Annotated in this window: 17 protein-coding genes; 9 read left to right on the top strand and 8 right to left on the bottom strand. The window is 71.9% G+C overall.

Translation table 11 applies throughout. The features are described from left to right. The first annotated feature begins 98 nt into the window (after nucleotides 1–98). The 8 genes from ACIPPM_RS18470 (at nucleotide 99) to rocD (ending at nucleotide 7,400) form a co-directional block, all read left to right on the top strand. The gene (locus ACIPPM_RS18470; protein ID WP_135791091.1) at nucleotides 99–1,337 is read left to right on the top strand and encodes a MurT ligase domain-containing protein; all 1,239 of its coding nucleotides are present in this window, start codon (nucleotides 99–101) and stop codon (nucleotides 1,335–1,337) included. A 23-nt stretch (nucleotides 1,338–1,360) separates the two neighbouring features. Continuing rightward, nucleotides 1,361–2,089 carry a type 1 glutamine amidotransferase gene (locus ACIPPM_RS18465; protein ID WP_393602501.1) on the top strand — a complete coding sequence of 243 codons (729 nt, stop codon included), beginning with the start codon at nucleotides 1,361–1,363 and terminating at the stop codon, nucleotides 2,087–2,089. Nucleotides 2,090–2,300: 211 nt separating this feature from the next. Continuing rightward, nucleotides 2,301–3,326, top strand: a complete 1,026-nt coding sequence (locus tag ACIPPM_RS18460; protein WP_401448799.1) for a 6-phosphofructokinase — start codon at nucleotides 2,301–2,303, stop codon at nucleotides 3,324–3,326. A 106-nt stretch (nucleotides 3,327–3,432) separates the two neighbouring features. Continuing rightward, nucleotides 3,433–4,383 (top strand): cytochrome c oxidase assembly protein, encoded by a 951-nt coding sequence (locus ACIPPM_RS18455; RefSeq protein WP_401448796.1) that lies wholly within the window; start codon nucleotides 3,433–3,435, stop codon nucleotides 4,381–4,383. Nucleotides 4,384–4,473: 90 nt separating this feature from the next. Further along, on the top strand, nucleotides 4,474–4,659 hold the full coding sequence (locus ACIPPM_RS18450) for a hypothetical protein (RefSeq protein ID WP_388999235.1): 186 nt from the start codon (nucleotides 4,474–4,476) through the stop codon (nucleotides 4,657–4,659). Nucleotides 4,660–4,711: 52 nt separating this feature from the next. Continuing rightward, entirely contained in the window at nucleotides 4,712–5,197 is a 486-nt protein-coding gene (locus ACIPPM_RS18445) for an Lrp/AsnC family transcriptional regulator (protein WP_388999238.1), read from the top strand. A gap of 167 nt (nucleotides 5,198–5,364) precedes the next feature. Then, on the top strand, nucleotides 5,365–6,177 hold the full coding sequence (gene ddaH, locus ACIPPM_RS18440; RefSeq protein WP_401448793.1) for a dimethylargininase: 813 nt from the start codon (nucleotides 5,365–5,367) through the stop codon (nucleotides 6,175–6,177). Further along, nucleotides 6,174–7,400 carry an ornithine--oxo-acid transaminase gene (gene rocD, locus ACIPPM_RS18435; RefSeq protein ID WP_401448790.1) on the top strand — a complete coding sequence of 409 codons (1,227 nt, stop codon included), beginning with the start codon at nucleotides 6,174–6,176 and terminating at the stop codon, nucleotides 7,398–7,400. Before ddaH ends, rocD begins: the two co-directional genes overlap by 4 nt. A 46-nt stretch (nucleotides 7,401–7,446) precedes the next feature. On the opposite strand, the gene ACIPPM_RS18430 is transcribed toward rocD, so the two are convergent. The 4 genes from ACIPPM_RS18430 to ACIPPM_RS18415 all read right to left on the bottom strand — a co-directional run bounded on the left by ACIPPM_RS18430 (nucleotide 7,447) and on the right by ACIPPM_RS18415 (nucleotide 11,332). After that, on the bottom strand, nucleotides 7,447–8,046 hold the full coding sequence (locus ACIPPM_RS18430; protein WP_401448787.1) for a DUF305 domain-containing protein: 600 nt from the start codon (nucleotides 8,044–8,046) through the stop codon (nucleotides 7,447–7,449). A gap of 82 nt (nucleotides 8,047–8,128) precedes the next feature. Further along, entirely contained in the window at nucleotides 8,129–8,527 is a 399-nt protein-coding gene (locus tag ACIPPM_RS18425) for a DUF6153 family protein (RefSeq protein WP_401448785.1), read from the bottom strand. A gap of 63 nt (nucleotides 8,528–8,590) precedes the next feature. Further along, entirely contained in the window at nucleotides 8,591–9,877 is a 1,287-nt protein-coding gene (locus ACIPPM_RS18420; RefSeq protein ID WP_401448783.1) for a cytochrome d ubiquinol oxidase subunit II, read from the bottom strand. Continuing rightward, nucleotides 9,878–11,332, bottom strand: coding sequence for a cytochrome ubiquinol oxidase subunit I (locus ACIPPM_RS18415; RefSeq protein WP_401448781.1), 1,455 nt, complete (start codon nucleotides 11,330–11,332; stop codon nucleotides 9,878–9,880). Between the two features lie 198 nt (nucleotides 11,333–11,530). On the opposite strand from ACIPPM_RS18415, the gene ACIPPM_RS18410 reads away from it, so the two are divergent. Continuing rightward, nucleotides 11,531–12,241 (top strand): lysophospholipid acyltransferase family protein, encoded by a 711-nt coding sequence (locus ACIPPM_RS18410; RefSeq protein ID WP_401448779.1) that lies wholly within the window; start codon nucleotides 11,531–11,533, stop codon nucleotides 12,239–12,241. 77 nt (nucleotides 12,242–12,318) lie between these two features. Here ACIPPM_RS18410 and ACIPPM_RS18405 read toward each other — a convergent pair whose 3' ends face one another. The 4 genes from ACIPPM_RS18405 to ACIPPM_RS18390 all read right to left on the bottom strand — a co-directional run bounded on the left by ACIPPM_RS18405 (nucleotide 12,319) and on the right by ACIPPM_RS18390 (nucleotide 16,180). Continuing rightward, nucleotides 12,319–13,914 (bottom strand): alpha/beta hydrolase, encoded by a 1,596-nt coding sequence (locus ACIPPM_RS18405; RefSeq protein ID WP_401448777.1) that lies wholly within the window; start codon nucleotides 13,912–13,914, stop codon nucleotides 12,319–12,321. 114 nt (nucleotides 13,915–14,028) lie between these two features. Further along, the gene (locus ACIPPM_RS18400) at nucleotides 14,029–14,799 is read right to left on the bottom strand and encodes an urease accessory protein UreD (RefSeq protein WP_401450096.1); all 771 of its coding nucleotides are present in this window, start codon (nucleotides 14,797–14,799) and stop codon (nucleotides 14,029–14,031) included. Continuing rightward, nucleotides 14,796–15,473, bottom strand: coding sequence for an urease accessory protein UreG (gene ureG, locus ACIPPM_RS18395; protein WP_401448774.1), 678 nt, complete (start codon nucleotides 15,471–15,473; stop codon nucleotides 14,796–14,798). The genes ACIPPM_RS18400 and ureG overlap by 4 nt, the downstream gene beginning before the upstream one ends. 32 nt (nucleotides 15,474–15,505) lie before the next feature. Continuing rightward, nucleotides 15,506–16,180, bottom strand: a complete 675-nt coding sequence (locus ACIPPM_RS18390) for an urease accessory protein UreF (protein ID WP_401448772.1) — start codon at nucleotides 16,178–16,180, stop codon at nucleotides 15,506–15,508.

Genomic DNA, 16,180 nt, shown 5'->3' with positions numbered 1-16,180 from the left:
GATTCGGGTGTGCGAACGGTTCTCGATAGGCTGAGGCCCCCACCACGCTGCCGGATGGCCCCCAGGCGCGGCGCGTACGCAAGGAGGATCGAGGACTGATGGCAGGCAACTCGGACCCGCTCTCGCCGCGGGCCAAGCTGGCCGTGACCGCGGGCAAGGCGGTCGCGGCGGCATCGCGCGCCGCGGGACGCGGCAGCGGGTCGGTGATCGGCGGCAAGGTCGCCCTGCGGCTCGACCCCGACCTGCTCGCGCGGCTCGCCACCCACCTGGACGTGGTCCTGGTGTCGGCGACCAACGGCAAGACCACCACCACCCGGCTGATCGCGGAGGCCCTGCGCGCCGCCGGGCCGGTCGTGTCCAACGCGCTCGGCGCCAACATGCCGGCCGGGATCACCTCCGCCCTCGCGGGCGGCTCGGACGCCAAGTTCGGTGTCATCGAGGTCGACGAGAAGTACCTGGCCGGTGTGGCACGTGACACCAGCCCCAAGTGCATCGCGCTGCTGAACCTCTCCCGCGACCAGCTGGACCGCGCGGCCGAGACCCGGATGCTCGCGGAGAACTGGCGCGAGGGCCTGTCCGGCTCCAAGGCCGTCGTCGTCGCCAACTGCGACGACCCGCTGGTGGTGTGGGCGGCCTCGTCCTCCCCCAACGTGGTCTGGGTCGCGGCCGGTCAGATGTGGAAGGACGACGCCTGGTCCTGCCCGTCCTGCGGCGGTGTGATGCAGCGCCCCGGCGACGACTGGTTCTGCGGCGAGTGCGGCTTCCGCCGTCCGACGCCGACCTGGGCGCTCTCCGGCGACCACGTCCTGGACCCGCACGGCTCGGCCTGGCCGATCCACCTCCAGCTGCCGGGCCGCGCCAACAAGGCGAACGCGGCCAGCTCGGCCGCCGTCGCCGCCGTGTTCGGGGTGCCGCCGCAGGTGGCCCTGGAGCGCATGTACCAGGTGCAGGCGGTCGCCGGACGCTACGACGTGGTCCAGTTCCAGAACCGCGACCTGCGGCTGCTGCTGGCGAAGAACCCGGCCGGCTGGCTGGAGACCTTCTCCCTGATCGACCCGCCGCCCACCCCGGTGATCCTCTCCGTGAACGCGCGCGGGGCGGACGGCACCGACACCTCCTGGCTGTGGGACGTGGACTACACCCGGCTCACCGGCCACCCGATCTTCGTCATCGGTGACCGGAAGCTGGACCTCGCCGTCCGCCTGGAAGTGGCGAACCAGCACTTCCAGGTGTGCGAGAACCTCGACGAGGCCGTCGCCGCGGCCCCGCCGGGCCGGATCGAGGTCATCGCCAACTACACCGCGTTCCAGGACCTGCGCCGCCGCGTCGGCAACTGAGCCAGAAGGGCGACAACCTCCTCATGAGCGACAACCAACTGCGGCTGGTGTGGATCTACCCGGACCTGCTGAGCACCTACGGCGACCAGGGCAACGCCCTCGTCGTCGAGCGCCGGGCGCGCCAGCGCGGCCTGGACGTGGCCCGGCTCGACGTGCGCAGCGACCAGCCGATCCCGACGTCGGGCGACATCTACCTGATCGGCGGCGGTGAGGACCGTCCGCAGCGGCTGGCGGCCGAGCGGCTGCGCCGCGACGGGCACCTGCAGCGCGCGGTGGAGAACGGCGCGATCGTGTTCTCCGTGTGCGCTGGTTACCAGATCCTCGGCCACGAGTTCATCAACGACCTCGGCCAGCGAGAGCCGGGCCTCGGCCTGCTCGACGTGACGTCGACGCGCGGCGAGGGCGAGCGGTGCGTGGGCGATGTCCTCGGCGACATCGACCCGCGTCTGGGCCTGCCCCCGCTGACCGGCTTCGAGAACCACCAGGGCATCACCCATCTGGGCCCGAGTGCCCGCGCTTTCGCCCAGGTCCGGCTGGGCCGGGGCAACGGCACGGGTGACGGCACGGAGGGCGCGTACAACGGGACCGTGTTCGGTACGTACATGCACGGCCCCGTGCTGGCCCGTAACCCGCAGGTCGCGGACCTGCTGCTGAAGCTGGCGCTGGACGTGAACGCGCTGCCGCCGATCGACGACACCTGGTACGAGGCGCTGCGTGACGAGCGCATCGCCTCGGCGCAGCAGCCCGCGTAATCGGCGTAACAACCGCATATCCGTACACCCGTCAGGCGGGCCCGTGAGCTTTCGCGGGCCCGCCTGACGCGTCGTCCGCTCACCTGTGCGGGTGCGTCCAGCAGGCGGACGCCCGCTGGGTGAGGGGCCCCCACCGCCGGTAGTCTGGCCGGGACCCCGCCGGACAACGTGGTCCGGTCTCCCGGCCCACGTCGAGAAGGTAATCCGGGCTATGCGCATTGGTGTCCTCACCTCCGGCGGCGACTGCCCCGGCCTGAACGCCGTCATCCGGTCCGTCGTGCACCGGGCCCTCGTCGACCACGGCGACGAGGTCATCGGCTTCCGCGACGGCTGGAAGGGCCTGCTGGAGTGCGACTACTTGAAGCTCGACCTGGATGCCGTCAGCGGCATCCTGGCGCGCGGCGGCACGATCCTCGGCTCCTCCCGCGTCCGTCCCGAGCATCTGCGCGGCGGGGTGGAGCGGGTCAAGGGCCATGTCGAGGAACTCGGGCTGGACGCGATCATCCCGATCGGCGGTGAGGGCACGCTGAAGGCGGCCCGGCTGCTGTCGGACAGCGGGCTGCCGATCGTGGGCGTGCCCAAGACCATCGACAACGACATCGCGGCGACCGACGTCACCTTCGGCTTCGACACGGCCGTGGGCGTCGCCACCGAGGCGCTGGACCGGCTGAAGACCACCGCCGAGTCCCACCAGCGGGTGCTGATCGTGGAGGTCATGGGCCGCCACACCGGCTGGATAGCGTTGAACTCGGGCACGGCGGCCGGCGCGCACGCCATCGTCGTGCCGGAACGCCCCTTCGACATCGACGAGTTGACCCGCCGCGTCGGTGCCCGGTTCGAGGCGGGCAAGCGGTTCGCCATCGTGGTGGCCGCCGAGGGCGCCAAGCCGCGTCCCGGCTCCATGGAGTTCGACGAGGGCGGCCGGGACATCTACGGCCACGAGCGCTTCGCCGGGATCGCCCGCCAGCTCTCCGTGGAGCTGGAGCAGCGGCTCGGCAAGGAGGCCCGGCCGGTGATCCTCGGCCATGTGCAGCGCGGCGGCACGCCGACGGCGTACGACCGGGTGCTGGCCACCCGGTTCGGCTGGCACGCGGTGGAGGCGGTGCACCGGGAGGAGTTCGGCCGGATGACCGCGCTGCACGGCACGGACATCGTGATGGTGCCGCTGGCCGAGGCGGTCAGCACCCTGAAGACGGTCCCGGCGGGGCGGTACGCCGAGGCGGAGTGCGTGCTGTAGCGGCGGTGCGGGTGGCGGCGGACCCCGCTCACGGACGGGCGCGGGGGCGCCCGTACCCTGAGTGCGGACAGAAACCGCTCAACCCCCACGAACCAGGAGCCGCCGGATGGACCACAGCGGGCACGGCATGGTGCCGGATCTGCCGCCGTTCACGCTGGGACGGGGGCTCGTGTGGTCGGCGGACCCCTTCTTCCTGATCGCCTGCCTGGCCGGGCTCGCCCTGTACGGCTGGGGGGTGCTGCGGCTGCGGCGGCGCGGCGACGCGTGGCCGGTGTCGCGGACGCTGTCGTACGTCGTCGGTGTGCTGACCATCGGTCTGGTGATGTGCACCCGGCTGAACGACTACGGCATGGTCATGTTCAGCGTGCACATGGTGCAGCACATGGTGATCAGCATGCTGTCGCCGATCCTGATCCTGCTGGGCGCGCCGGTGACGCTGGCGCTGCGGGCGCTGCCGACGGCGGGGCGGGGCCGCAAGGGCCCGCGTGAACTGCTGCTGGCGCTGCTGCACAGCCGGTACATGCGGTTCATCACCCATCCGGCGTTCACGATCCCGCTGTTCATCGCCAGCCTGTACGCGCTGTACTTCTCGCCGATCTTCGACTTCCTGATGGGGTCGAAGGCCGGGCACATCGCGATGATGGTGCACTTCCTGATGGTCGGCGTGGTGTTCTTCTGGCCGATCATCGGCGTCGATCCGGGCCCGCACCGCCCGAACCATCTGATGCGGATGCTGGAGCTGTTCGCGGGCATGCCGTTCCACGCCTTCTTCGGCATCGCGCTGATGATGGCGTCGGAGCCGATGGTGAAGACGTTCCTGCATCCGCCCGCCTCGCTCGGCATAGACGCGCTCTCGGACCAGGGCGCGGCCGGTGGCATCGCGTGGGCGTTCAGTGAGATCCCGTCGGTGCTGGTGCTGATCGCGCTGCTGTTCCAGTGGTACCGCTCCGAGCAGCGGCAGGCCCGCCGCAAGGACCGGGCGGCGGACCGGGACGGCGACCAGGAGCTGGCGGCGTACAACGCCTATCTGGCCTCGCTCAGCGGGCGCGAGGGCTGATCCCGCGCGGACCGGCTCGGCCATCGGAGTGCCGGTGGCGCGGGAACCGGGGCACGATGGTGGTGGACGGACCACTAGGAGGGTGCCGCGATGCCCGGTTCCATGCGAGGTTCCAGCAAGGCGGACGGTTCCACCAGGGCGATGGGGGCGCTGACCGTGGGCGGCCTCGTCGTCGTCACGGCGTACACGGTCGCGATCGGCGGCAACGGCTGGCTCTGGTTCGGCTGGGTGGTGCTGGGGCTGCTGACGGTGGCGCTGGCGGTCACGCAGTCGTAGCGCGCCGCGCCGCCGGGGCCGTTGGTCGACCAGGGCTGATTACAGTGGCCGCGTGAACAGCAGGGCCGCGTCCTTCGACGACCTCGACCGCAAGATCATCACCGCGCTGATGGCGAACGCCCGGAGCAGCTTCGCCGAGATCGGCGCGGCCGTCGGTCTTTCGGCCACGGCGGTCAAGCGGCGGGTCGACCGGCTCCGGGAGACCGGGGTGATCACCGGGTTCACGGCGACCGTGCGGCCCTCCGCGCTCGGCTGGCGCACGGAGGCGTACGTCGAGGTCTACTGCGAGGGCGCGGCTCCGCCCCGGCGGCTCGCGGAGGTGGTCAGCAACCATCCGGAGATCACGGCGGCGATGACGGTGACCGGGGGCGCCGACGCCCTGCTGCATGTGCGGGCGCGGGACGTGGAGCACTTCGAGGAGGTGCTGGAGCGCATCCGCGCCGAGCCGTTCATCCGGAAGACGATCAGCGTGATGGTGCTGTCCCACCTCCTCCCGGAAAGCCCCGAGGCGGGCGCCACCCAGGCCGCACCCGAGTGATCGTCCGCCAAACCCGCTGAACGCGCAGGTCTCGTGCGTTCCTACCGGTGGATGCGCAGCGATCCTGCGCGATCACGCAGCTTTCGTCGCTTGTCGCGCCTCGGCCGGAGTTTCTACCGTGGTGTCACCGCCGTGAGTAACACACTGAAAAACGGAGGAAACCCTCTGTGGCCGAAACCCGTGCGCAGCGCCCCCGGCGCTTCCTGGTCTGCGAACCCAGGCACTTCACCGTGCAGTACGCGATCAATCCCTGGATGCGTCTGGACGCCCCCGTGGACGTCGATCTCGCCCAGTCCCAGTGGCAGACCCTGATCGACGCCTACCGCGCCCATGGTCACACCGTGGACGCGGTCGACCCGGTGCCGGGCCTGCCCGACATGGTCTTCGCGGCCAACGCCGCCTTCGTGATCGGCGGCCGCGTCTTCGGGTCGCTGTTCCACGCCCCAGAGCGGCGACCGGAGTCGCAGCACTACGACTCCTGGTTCAAGACCGCGGGGTACGACGTGTACCGCCCGCTGGCCGTGACCGAGGGCGAGGGCGACCTCGTGTGGACCGGGCGGTACGTGCTCGCGGGCACCGGTTTCCGCACCACTCGCGACGCCCACCGCGAGGCGCAGGAGTTCTTCGGCCACCCGGTGATCGCGCTGACCCTGGTGGACCCGTACTTCTACCACCTGGACACGGCGCTGTTCGTGCTGGACGACGACAACATCGCCTACTACCCGGAGGCGTTCTCGGAGGGCAGCCGCGAGGTGCTCCGGCGGCTGTACCCGGACGCGGTGCTCGCCACCCGCGACGACGCGATGGCGTTCGGCCTGAACTCCGTGTCCGACGGGCGGCACGTCTTCATCGCCCCCCAGGCCGAGGTGCTCGCCGAGCGCCTGGCGACGCATGGCTACGACCCCGTGCCCGTCGACCTGTCGGAGCTGCACAAGGCAGGCGGCGGCATCAAGTGCTGCACTCAGGAGATCCGCTCATGACCGCACCCGCGCACGCGCGCACGTCCGCCGACCTGATCCGGGCGGAGGAGCCGGTGCTCGCGCACAACTACCACCCGCTGCCCGTCGTCGTGGCACGGGCCGAGGGCGCCTGGGTGGAGGACGTCGAGGGCCGCCGGTACCTCGACATGCTGGCGGGCTACTCGGCCCTGAACTTCGGCCACCGCCACCCGGCCCTGATCCAGGCCGCGCACGACCAGCTGGACCGCCTGACGCTGACCTCCCGCGCCTTCCACAACGACCGGCTGGCGGGGTTCGCGGAGCGGCTCGCCGCGCTGACCGGCCTGGACGTGGTGCTGCCGATGAACACCGGCGCGGAGGCGGTGGAGAGCGGCATCAAGGTGGCCCGCAAGTGGGCGTACGACGTGAAGGGCGTCCCCGAGGGGCAGGCCACGATCGTGGTCGCGGCGGACAACTTCCACGGCCGGACGACGACCATCGTCAGCTTCTCCACGGACGAGACCGCGCGGGCGGGCTTCGGCCCCTTCACGCCCGGTTTCAAGATCGTGCCGTACAACGACCTGGCCGCGCTGGAGGAGGCGGTCGACGAGAACACCGCGGCGGTGCTGATCGAGCCCATCCAGGGCGAGGCCGGGGTGGTCATCCCGGACGAGGGCTATCTGACCGGGGTCCGGGAGCTGACCCGGCGCAAGGGGTGCCTGTTCGTCGCGGACGAGATCCAGTCCGGTCTCGGCCGCACCGGGCGCACCCTCGCCGTCGAGCACGAGTCGGTGGTGCCGGACGTGGTGCTGCTGGGCAAGGCGCTGGGCGGCGGCATCGTGCCGGTGTCGGCGGTGGTGGCCCGGCGCGAGGTGCTGGGCGTGCTGGGCCCGGGTGAGCACGGCTCCACCTTCGGCGGCAACCCGCTGGCGGCGGCGGTCGGCACGGCGGTGGTCGAGCTGCTGGAGACGGGCGAGTTCCAGCGCCGCGCCGACGAGCTGGGCGTGGTCCTGCGCGAGGGCCTGGAGGCGCTGCGCGGGCACGGGGTGAGCGGGTTCCGGGCGCGCGGTCTGTGGGCGGGCGTGGACGTGGACCCGGCGCTGGGCACCGGCCGGGAGATCAGCGAGCGGCTGATGCGCGAGGGCATCCTCGTCAAGGACACCCATGGCTCCACCATCCGGCTCGCTCCCCCGCTGACGGTGACGGCGGACGAGCTGCGCTCCGCGCTGGGCACGCTGGAGAAGGTGCTGGGGCAGGCGGGCTGAACGGGTGCGGGCGGGGCCGGTGAGCACACCGGCCCCGCCCTCCTGCTCACTTCTCGCCGAGCAGGCCCTTCATCTGCTTGATCTCGGCGCTCTGCGCGGCGATCACGTCGTCCGCCATCTTCGTCGCCCGGCCGTCGCGGCCCTTGGCCTTCTCCGTCTTCGCCATCTCCACGGCGCCCTGGTGGTGGGCGATCATCAGGGTCAGGAACCTCTGGTCGAAGTCGGCGCCGGTGCTCTTCTCCAGCGCGGTCATGTCGTCGGCGCTCATCATCCCGGACATGCCCGCCATGCCGCCGTGCCGGGAGTGGTCCATGCCGGCCATCGGGGGCTCCGCGCCCCAGGACTTCAGCCAGCCGGTCATGGTGCGGATCTCCGGGTCCTGCGCCTTCTCGATGCGGGCGGCCAGCGCCTTCACCTCGGCGGAGGCGGCGTGGCCGGGGGCCAGCCGGGCCATCTCCAGGGCCTGCTGGTGGTGCGGGATCATGCCCTGCGCGAAGGTGACGTCCTGGGCATTGTGGGCGTCCGTCGCGGCCGGGGCGCCGTGGGCTCCGGTGTGCTGCTCCCCGCCGCAGGCGGCGAGGAGGACGACGGCACAGACGGTGGCGACGCCGAGCGCGGCACGGCGGATCGCGTGGGAGGTGGTCATGCGGGAACTCCTGCTGGTGAAAAGGGGATTCGGGCACGCGTCGGGACGGCCGCGCTCGATGGACGCGCGGTCGTGGGTGCCGCTAGATCCGCAGGAGTTGGAGTTCCGCCAGTGAGGGGGGTGCGCGGGCGCCGTCCGGCGCGGTGACGGCACGGATGCGTGGGTCGCCGCACGGTGCGGGCGCGGGCGCCAGTACCGCGAGCGGCTCCGGCAGTTCGGGTCCGCCGCCGACGGCTCCGGACGCGCAGGTGGGGTCGGCGTGGTGCATCCGGTGGCCGCCGCAGTGGCCGTCGGGGCAGTCGCCGGGCGCGTCGATGACGGCACCCGCGTGGACGGCGTGGGTGTGCTCCGGGTGCCCTGTGCCGCCGACCGGAGCCAGGGCGTGCATCCCGAGCAGCCCGGCCAGCACCGCGAGCACGAGCAGCCCCGGCGAGCGCCGCTGGGGCGGTCGCCGGGGCTGCTGGTGCGCGGGGCCGGGCATGCCGGTCATCCTACGAGTGCCGCTCGCGCGGGGTACGGCGGGACTCGCCGCCCGGCTCTCCTGTCAGGGTCGGCCGGGGGTACCCCTGTCCCGCGTACGCCGTACCGCCCGCGCTCCCGCCACCGCGGTCGCGGCCACCGCACCGGCCCAGAGCGCGTAGGGCACCCAGCGGGGGCGGGGCTCCTGCTGGACGGCGGTCGGGTCGAGCGGGACCGCGGGGACCTGGCCGACGCCGGTCCCGGCCGTGGAGACCCGGCCCGTCCCGGCGTCGCGGTGGCTCCCGGTGGCGGCGGCCGCGCGGGCCGCCGTCCCGACGTGCTGGTCCTTCTTCGTCAGGTCGCCCCGAAAGGGACGTTCGTCCACCCCCACGTCGCCCCGGCCGCTGAGCCGGAACAGGAGCACCAGGGACGGCACGATCAGCAGCCCCGCGACGATGGCGACGCCCACCACGACGGCCAGGGTGGCGTCCGGTGCGGCGGCCTCGTTGATGGAGAGGTGCGTGCCGAGGAGATACGGGGTCTGGGCGACGCCCCAGCCGATCACGACCAGTGCGACCGCGCCCGCCGCCGCCACCCGGGTGCCGATGGTCCGTCTTGCCCACAGCAGGGCCAGTCCGACCAGGCCGCCGACGGCCGCGAGGACCACCAGGGGCAGCGCCGGTCCACTGAGCCGGTCGAAGAGGCGCGGCGAGTCGGCCTGGAGGACGAAGATGCCCGCGATGGTGACCGCGCCGGTGGCCGCTCCGGCTGCGATCGCCCGGTCGCGGTAGTACCGGTACAGCTTCTGGTCGTCGCGGTGCAGCGCCTCCACGGTCAGGTAGGTGGCGGCGAGGTAGGAGCAGGCCAGGATGGCGAGGATGCCGCCGAGGATGCTGGTGGGGTTGACCCAGCTGGACACCGCGTCGCCGTTGCCCGCCGTGGGCACGCGGCCGGAGGCGAGGCCGCCCGCGATGGCGCCGAAGCAGTACGGCGTCAGGACGGAGGAGAGCGCGAAGGCGGCGCCGTACAGGCGTTGCTCCTCGGTGCGGACGGTCGCCTTGCGGAAGGCGAATCCGGCGCCGCGCAGCACGATGCCGAGCAGGGCGAGGACCAGCGGGATGTAGAGCGTGGTGGTGATGGCGGCGAAGGCGGAGGGGAATCCGCTCCACAGGACCACGAGACAGTAGATCAGCCAGGTGTGGTTGGCCTCCCAGACCGGGGCCAGCGAGACGTCGATCAGATGGCGTGGCTCGCGGCCGCGCTTGGCGCCTCCGGCGATCATGTCCCAGAAGCCCGCACCGAAGTCGGCTCCGCCGAGCACCGCGTAGGCGACGACCCCGATGAAGAGGAATACCGCGACCAGCTCGGCCATCTACGACACCTTCCTCTCGGACCGCTCGGACCGCTCGGAGCGCTCGACCCGGGAGCCGGGCGTGGCGTCGGGGCCGTAGGGCACCAGGACGTTCTCGTCACCCTGCTTCTGCCAGCGTCGCTTCATCGACAGCAGCACCCAGATGGCACCGGCGCCGACCGCCAGGTAGAGCACCAGTACTCCGGCGAAGGTGGGCCAGAGGTTGCCCTGGGTGGTCACCGCGTCTCTGGTGCGGAGCAGCCCGACGACGATCCACGGCTGGCGGCCGACCTCGGTGGTGACCCAGCCGGCCTCCAGGCTGGCGATGGAGACGAGGCCGCACACGGAGGCCGCGCCCAGGAACCAGCGGTTGGTCTGCAGCGTGTGCCGGCGCTTCCACCAGACCCAGACGAACCAGGCGGCCACGGCGAGCATCAGCATGGAGGTGCCGACCATGATGTCGAACGCCCAGTGCACGATGTTGACCTGTGCGGTGGTGGGCCTGATGTCGGCCGGGATGGAGTTCAGCCCCTGGATGCGGGTCGAGGGTTTGAACCCGGCGAGGATGGAGGCCACCCAGGGCACCGAGATGCCGTAGCGGACCTCGCCGTCGATGAGGACGCCGCCTAGGGTCTCGGGGACGTGGGTGCCGGTGTTGGGCAGCAGTTCGATGGCGGCGAACTTGGCGGGCTCGCTGTCGAAGACCTGCCGGGCGATGGTGTCCCCCACGAAGATCTGCACCGGCAGGGCGACGGCGGCGGTGATGAAGCTGATCAGGAAGCCGAGCTTCTGGTAGTGGCCGCGCCGCCCTCTGATCATGCCCACCGCGTAGACGCTCGCCACACAGAACCCGGCGACGATGTAGGCGGCCAGCAGCATGTGCCAGAACTGGAGCCAGAAGGCGTTGTTGAAGAAGACCTCGGCGGGCCGGACATCGACCAGCTGGCCGTTCCGCAGCGTGATGCCGCCGGGCTGGTTCATCCAGCTGTTGGCGGCGATGACCGCGCCCGCTCCCCCGATGCTGGCCAGCGCGACCGGCACGCCCGACCAGAAGTGGGCCCAGGGGGGCATCCGGTCCCAGCCGTAGATGTAGATGGCCACGAAGATCGCTTCGAGGAAGAAGAACAGCCCCTCGATGGCGAACGGGAACCCGAAGGCGGCGCCGTATTTCCCCATCAGCCCCGGCCACAGCAGGCCCAGCTCGAAGGAGAGGACGGTCCCGGTGATGGCGCCGACCGCGAAGAGCACGGCGGCCACCTTGGACCAGCGCCGGGCGAGCAGCAGCGCGGCCTCGTCGCCCTTGCGCAGCCCCCGGTAGTTGGCGATGAGCATCAGAGACGTCAGCGCCACCCCGAAGGGGACCAGGATGATGTGGAAGCCCAGGGTGAAGGCCATCTGTTCCCTGGCCGGCAGCAGCTGATCCGGCTCCGCTGCTGCCAGGAGCAAGGGGTACCTGGCCAGGTCGACCGTCAACATGGACGGGCCCTCCTCTACGCGGGTTCAGCCGTTCTCGGACGGGTCTGTCCATACTTACCCCTTTTTGACCTGAAGCGGATGCACGGAGTCGTCTGTTCGAGGAGGAGCCGCTTCCGCGAATTCGCCGCGCGAGGAGCATGAGCCCGGCCGCGGGCGGTAACAGGTGACTGCACATGCCGCTGCGAGCGAGGGGGAGCCGTGTTCTACCACTTGCTGAAATACGTGCTGCTGGGCCCGATCCTGAGGCTGTCCTTCCGGCCCCGGATCGAGGGGCTGGACCATGTGCCGGAGTCCGGCGCGGCGATCATCGCCGGAAACCATCTGTCGTTCTCCGACCACTTCCTGATGCCCGCCATCCTGAAGCGCCGGATCACCTTCCTCGCCAAGGCGGAGTACTTCACCGGGCCGGGGATCAAGGGCCGGCTGACGGCGTTCTTCTTCCGCAGCGCGGGCCAGATCCCGGTGGACCGCTCGGGCAAGGAGGCCGGGCAGGCGGCCGTCCGCGAGGGACTGAAGGTGCTGGGCCGGGGCGAGCTGCTCGGGATCTACCCCGAGGGGACCCGGTCGCACGACGGGCGGCTGTACAAGGGGAAGGTCGGGGTCGCCGTGATGGCGCTGAAGGCCGGGGCGCCCGTCGTGCCCTGCGCGATGATCGGCACCTTCGAGGCCCAGCCGCCCGGCCGGAAGATCCCGAAGCTGCGCAAGATCACCATCCGCTTCGGCGAGCCGCTGGAGTTCTCCCGCTACGCGGGGATGGAGGACGAGAAGGCGGTCCTGCGGGCCGTCACGGACGAGATCATGTACGCGGTGCTGGAGCTGTCGGGCCAGGAGTACGTGGACCGGTACGCCGCCGAGGTGAAGGCGGAGGCGGAGGCGGCGCGGACCCGCCGGTTCGTCCGGCGGCGCTGAGCCGTCCGGGAACGCCGGAGGGGGCGACCGGGTCTCCGGCCGCCCCCTCCGTCTTGCTCCTGGCTCGCTCCGGGCCGTTACGGCTTGGGCGTGGCGTGCGGTGCGCAGCTGACGTCGGAGCTGTCGACCGCACCGGTCAGCAGGTAGGCGTCGACCCGCTCGTTGACGCACGGGTTGACCAGGCCGGTCACGCCGTGGGAGCCGGCGCCCTCCTCGGTGATCAGACGCGAGCCCTTGAACCGCTGGTGCAGCGAGACGGCACCCTCGTAGGGAGTGGCCGCGTCACGCGTGGACTGCACGATCAGCACGGGCGGCAGACCCTTGTGGGTGCCGACCTCGACCGGGGTGTGCTGCTTGGCGCCCCAGGTGGCACAGGGCAGGTTCATCCAGGCGTTCGCCCAGGTCATGAACGGGTAGTCCTTGTGGAGCCGGGTGTTGTCCCGGTCCCACTTCTGCCAGCTCGTGGGCCACTTGGCGTCGGCGCACTCGACGGCGGTGTAGACCGCGTTGCCGTTCTCCGCGGAGATGTTGCCCGCGGTGTCCGACAGGTCGGGCGCGGCGGCGTCCACGAGCGCCTGGGTGTCACCGGCGACGTACTTGCTGAACGCCGTGGCGACCGGCACCCACGAGGAGTCGTAGTACGGGGCGCTCTGGAAGAAGGAGATCAGCTCGGCCGGGCCGACGACTCCGCCGAGCGGGCTCTTCGCGGCGGTGGCGCGCAGCTTGAGCCACTGCTCCTGCACGGCGGCGCGAGTGGTGCCGAGGTGGAAGGCCGCGTCGTTGGCGGCGACCCAGTACTGCCAGTCCTTCCAGCGGCGCTCGAAGGCGATGTCCTGGTTCAGGTTGGCCTGGTACCAGATGTTCTCGCGCGCGGGGTCGACGACGCTGTCGACGATCATCCGGCGGATGTGACCCGGGAACAGGGTGCCGTAGACGGCGCCGAGGTAGGTGCCGTAGGAGACGCCCAGGTAGTTGAGCTTCTTCTCGCCGAGTGCGGCCCGGATGACATCCAGGTCGCGCGCGGTGTTCGGCGTGGTCATGTGCGGCAGCATCGCGCCGCTGCGCTCGGCGCAGCCCTCGGCGTACTCGCGGGCCAGCTTGCGCTGGGCGCGCTTGTCGGCCTCGTTCGCGGGCACCGGGTCGGCCTTGGGCGCCTTGACGAACTCCTGCGGGTCGACGCAGGAGATGGGCGCGGAGTGGCCGACGCCGCGCGGATCGAAGCCCACGAAGTCGTACGCCTTGGCGGTGTTGGTCCACAGCGCGCTCTTGGTGGTGATCCGGCGCGGGAAGCGCAGGCCGGAGCCACCGGGGCCGCCGGGGTTGTAGATGAGGGCGCCCTGGCGCTCCTCCTTGGTGCCGGTGTTGCCCATACGGTCGACGGCGAGCTTGATCTGCTTGCCGTTCGGCTTGGCATAGTCCAGCGGCACGGAGACCCAGCCGCACTGGATGGGCTTCTCCAGCCCCCAGTCGGCGGGGCAGTCCTGCCAGTCGATCCCGGCCTTGGCGGCGCGGGCGGCTGCCGTGGCGGCGCCGCTGGCCTCTCGGTCCTGGCCGTGGCGGCTGTCGGCGCTGGCCGCGGGTGCCGTCACCGCGCCGGCTATCAGCGTGGCGGTGACGAGTGCGCCGGCCGAACTGAGCGCCAGCAGACGGCTCTTCGGTTTGTTCTCCCTCAAGGGGTCCCCTCCCCGTGACTTCACTGCGAGTGGTCAGGCGGGGAATCCTCTCGGCTGTGAGCCGTCTGAGAACAGGGGTGACAGACCTTCTTTACCAATCCGATAAACGGATGGTCAGTTCCGATCGGCGGTCAGTAGCGTCAGCGCCTCGTCCAGGCGGCGCCGCAGGGCGAGCGCGTCGGGCGCCACGGCGCTGACGAGGACCCCGGGTCCGGCGAGCGGCATCAGGGCGGTGCCCTCCCCCAGCATCCGGGGCTCCGCCGGGATTTCCCGCAACTCCGCGGACACGAAGACCAGTTGTCCGACCGACCGGTGTCCGCCGAGCACGGCGGGGCCGTCCCAGCCGCCCGGCGCTCCGGGGCCGCAGCTCAGCTCCTGGTCGAGCAGCGTGGTGCCGCCGAGGCGGACGGTGAGCCTGCTGGTCAGCCGCCCCGGCTCTTCCCCGGCCCGCCCGAGCACCTGCTCCTCGCGCAGCAACAGCGCCGCTCCGGGCGCGAGTTCGGCGCGCGTGGTGACTCGCAGGTCACTGCCCCGGGCCGAGATCAGCTGCTCGGGCAGCCAGTGCAGCTCGCCTCCGGCGGCCACGTCGAGCCGTACGTCGTAGCGGGCCTCGCCCTTGGCCTGGCCGGGCAGGGCGAGGGTGGCGGTGGCCGAGCCCAGGTGCAGCCGGGCGCCCTCCCCCACCTGGGCGTCGATCGAGAAGCGGTCGCCGCCGAGCGGTCCGCTCATCGCGCCGACCAGCAGGACGCGGGCCTCGGTGCCGTGGGCGCGGGTGCGGCGCGGGGCCAGGGGGCCGTCGCCCTCCAGCACCGGGAGCGCGGTGCCGCCCCGGCCGTCGGCGCGGGCCTCGATCCGGGCGCGGGCGCGGACTCCGGCCGAGGTCACGCCGTCCACGCCGCGAGCTTCTCGCGCACCCATCCGGCCACCTCGCCGACCCCGCCCTCGACGCGCAACGTCTGAAAGATCACCGGGAGTTCGGCGCGCTGCGCCTTGGCGTCGGCGGCCATGCGGGCGAGGTCGGAGCCGACGTAGGGGGCGAGGTCGGTCTTGTTGACCACGAGGAGGTCGGCGGTGGTGACACCGGGGCCGCCCTTGCGCGGGATGTCGTCCCCTCCGGCGACGTCGATGACGAAGATCTGGGCGTCCACCAGCCCCTTGGAGAAGGTGGCGGTGAGGTTGTCGCCGCCGGACTCGACGAGGATCAGGTCGAGCGGGCCGACGGCGTCCTCCAGGTCCTCCACCGCCTCGAGGTTGGCGGAGATGTCGTCGCGGATCGCGGTGTGCGGGCAGGCGCCGGTCTCCACGGCCGTGATCCGCTCGGGCGGCAACACGGCTTCGCGCAGCAGGAATTCGGCGTCCTCGCGGGTGTAGATGTCGTTGGTGACGACGGCGAGGGAGAGTTCGTCGCGCAGGGCGCGGCACAGCGCGGCGACGGTCGCCGTCTTGCCCGAGCCGACCGGACCGCCGAGGCCGATGCGCAGCGCGCGCCGGGCGCCGTCGGGGCGGTGCGCGTCGGCGCTGACGGCGGCGGGCCCGGTGTGGGTGTGGTCGAGATGCATGTGCGGCTCCAAGTGACGTTGTTTCGGGGCCTCTAGGAGGCGAAGAGGCGGACCGGCCAGGCGGCGTGCGCCTGTGCGCCGATCTCCAGCAGGGGCGCGGACGCGGCGGGCAGGGCGTCGGTGCCCTCGGCCAGCGCACGCCGGGCGGCCTCCACGGCTCGGTCGGCCACCCGGTCCAGCTCGGGTGCCAGCCTGGCCAGGACACCGGTGGCGTCGAACGGGTCGAGGCTGAGCAGCCGTACGGTGGCGGTCGCGGGGCCGCTGACGCTCTCGTAGAGCGCGCAGTGCGCGGCGTCCAGCGGCTCCAGACCGGCCGCGCGGGCGGTGAGGCCGAGGACGACCGGCTGATGGGCGCCCTTGGGGAACTCTCCTACTAGCGCGTCCAGTTCGGGTGACGGCCAAGTGGCGCGTGCCGCCCGTACCAGCTGACGGCCCAGTCGCCGGGCGGCGGTGCGCAGGGCGGGTGACGGGGTGCGGGCGTCGGCGGCCGCGTCCAACTCCCGTGCGGAGAGGCCGAGTACGGCGGCTGCCGCGAAGGAGGCGGCGACCAGGCCGGTGGTGTGCAGGCGTCCCCGGCAGAAGTCCTCCAGGGTCGCGGCGTCGGTGATCCGGCCCGCCTTGACGGCGGCCTCCGCCCCGCCGGAGTGGGCGTGCCCTCCGGCGGGGAAGCGGCCGTCGGCCAGGACGAGCAGCGCTGCTCGGGACAT

Origin of the sequence: Streptomyces sp. NPDC090119, from assembly GCF_044747085.1 — a bacterium.
Classification (GTDB): Bacteria; Actinomycetota; Actinomycetes; order Streptomycetales; family Streptomycetaceae; genus Streptomyces.
Note: the sequence above shows the minus strand (reverse complement) of the source record. Positions and strands in the feature narration are given on the sequence as shown.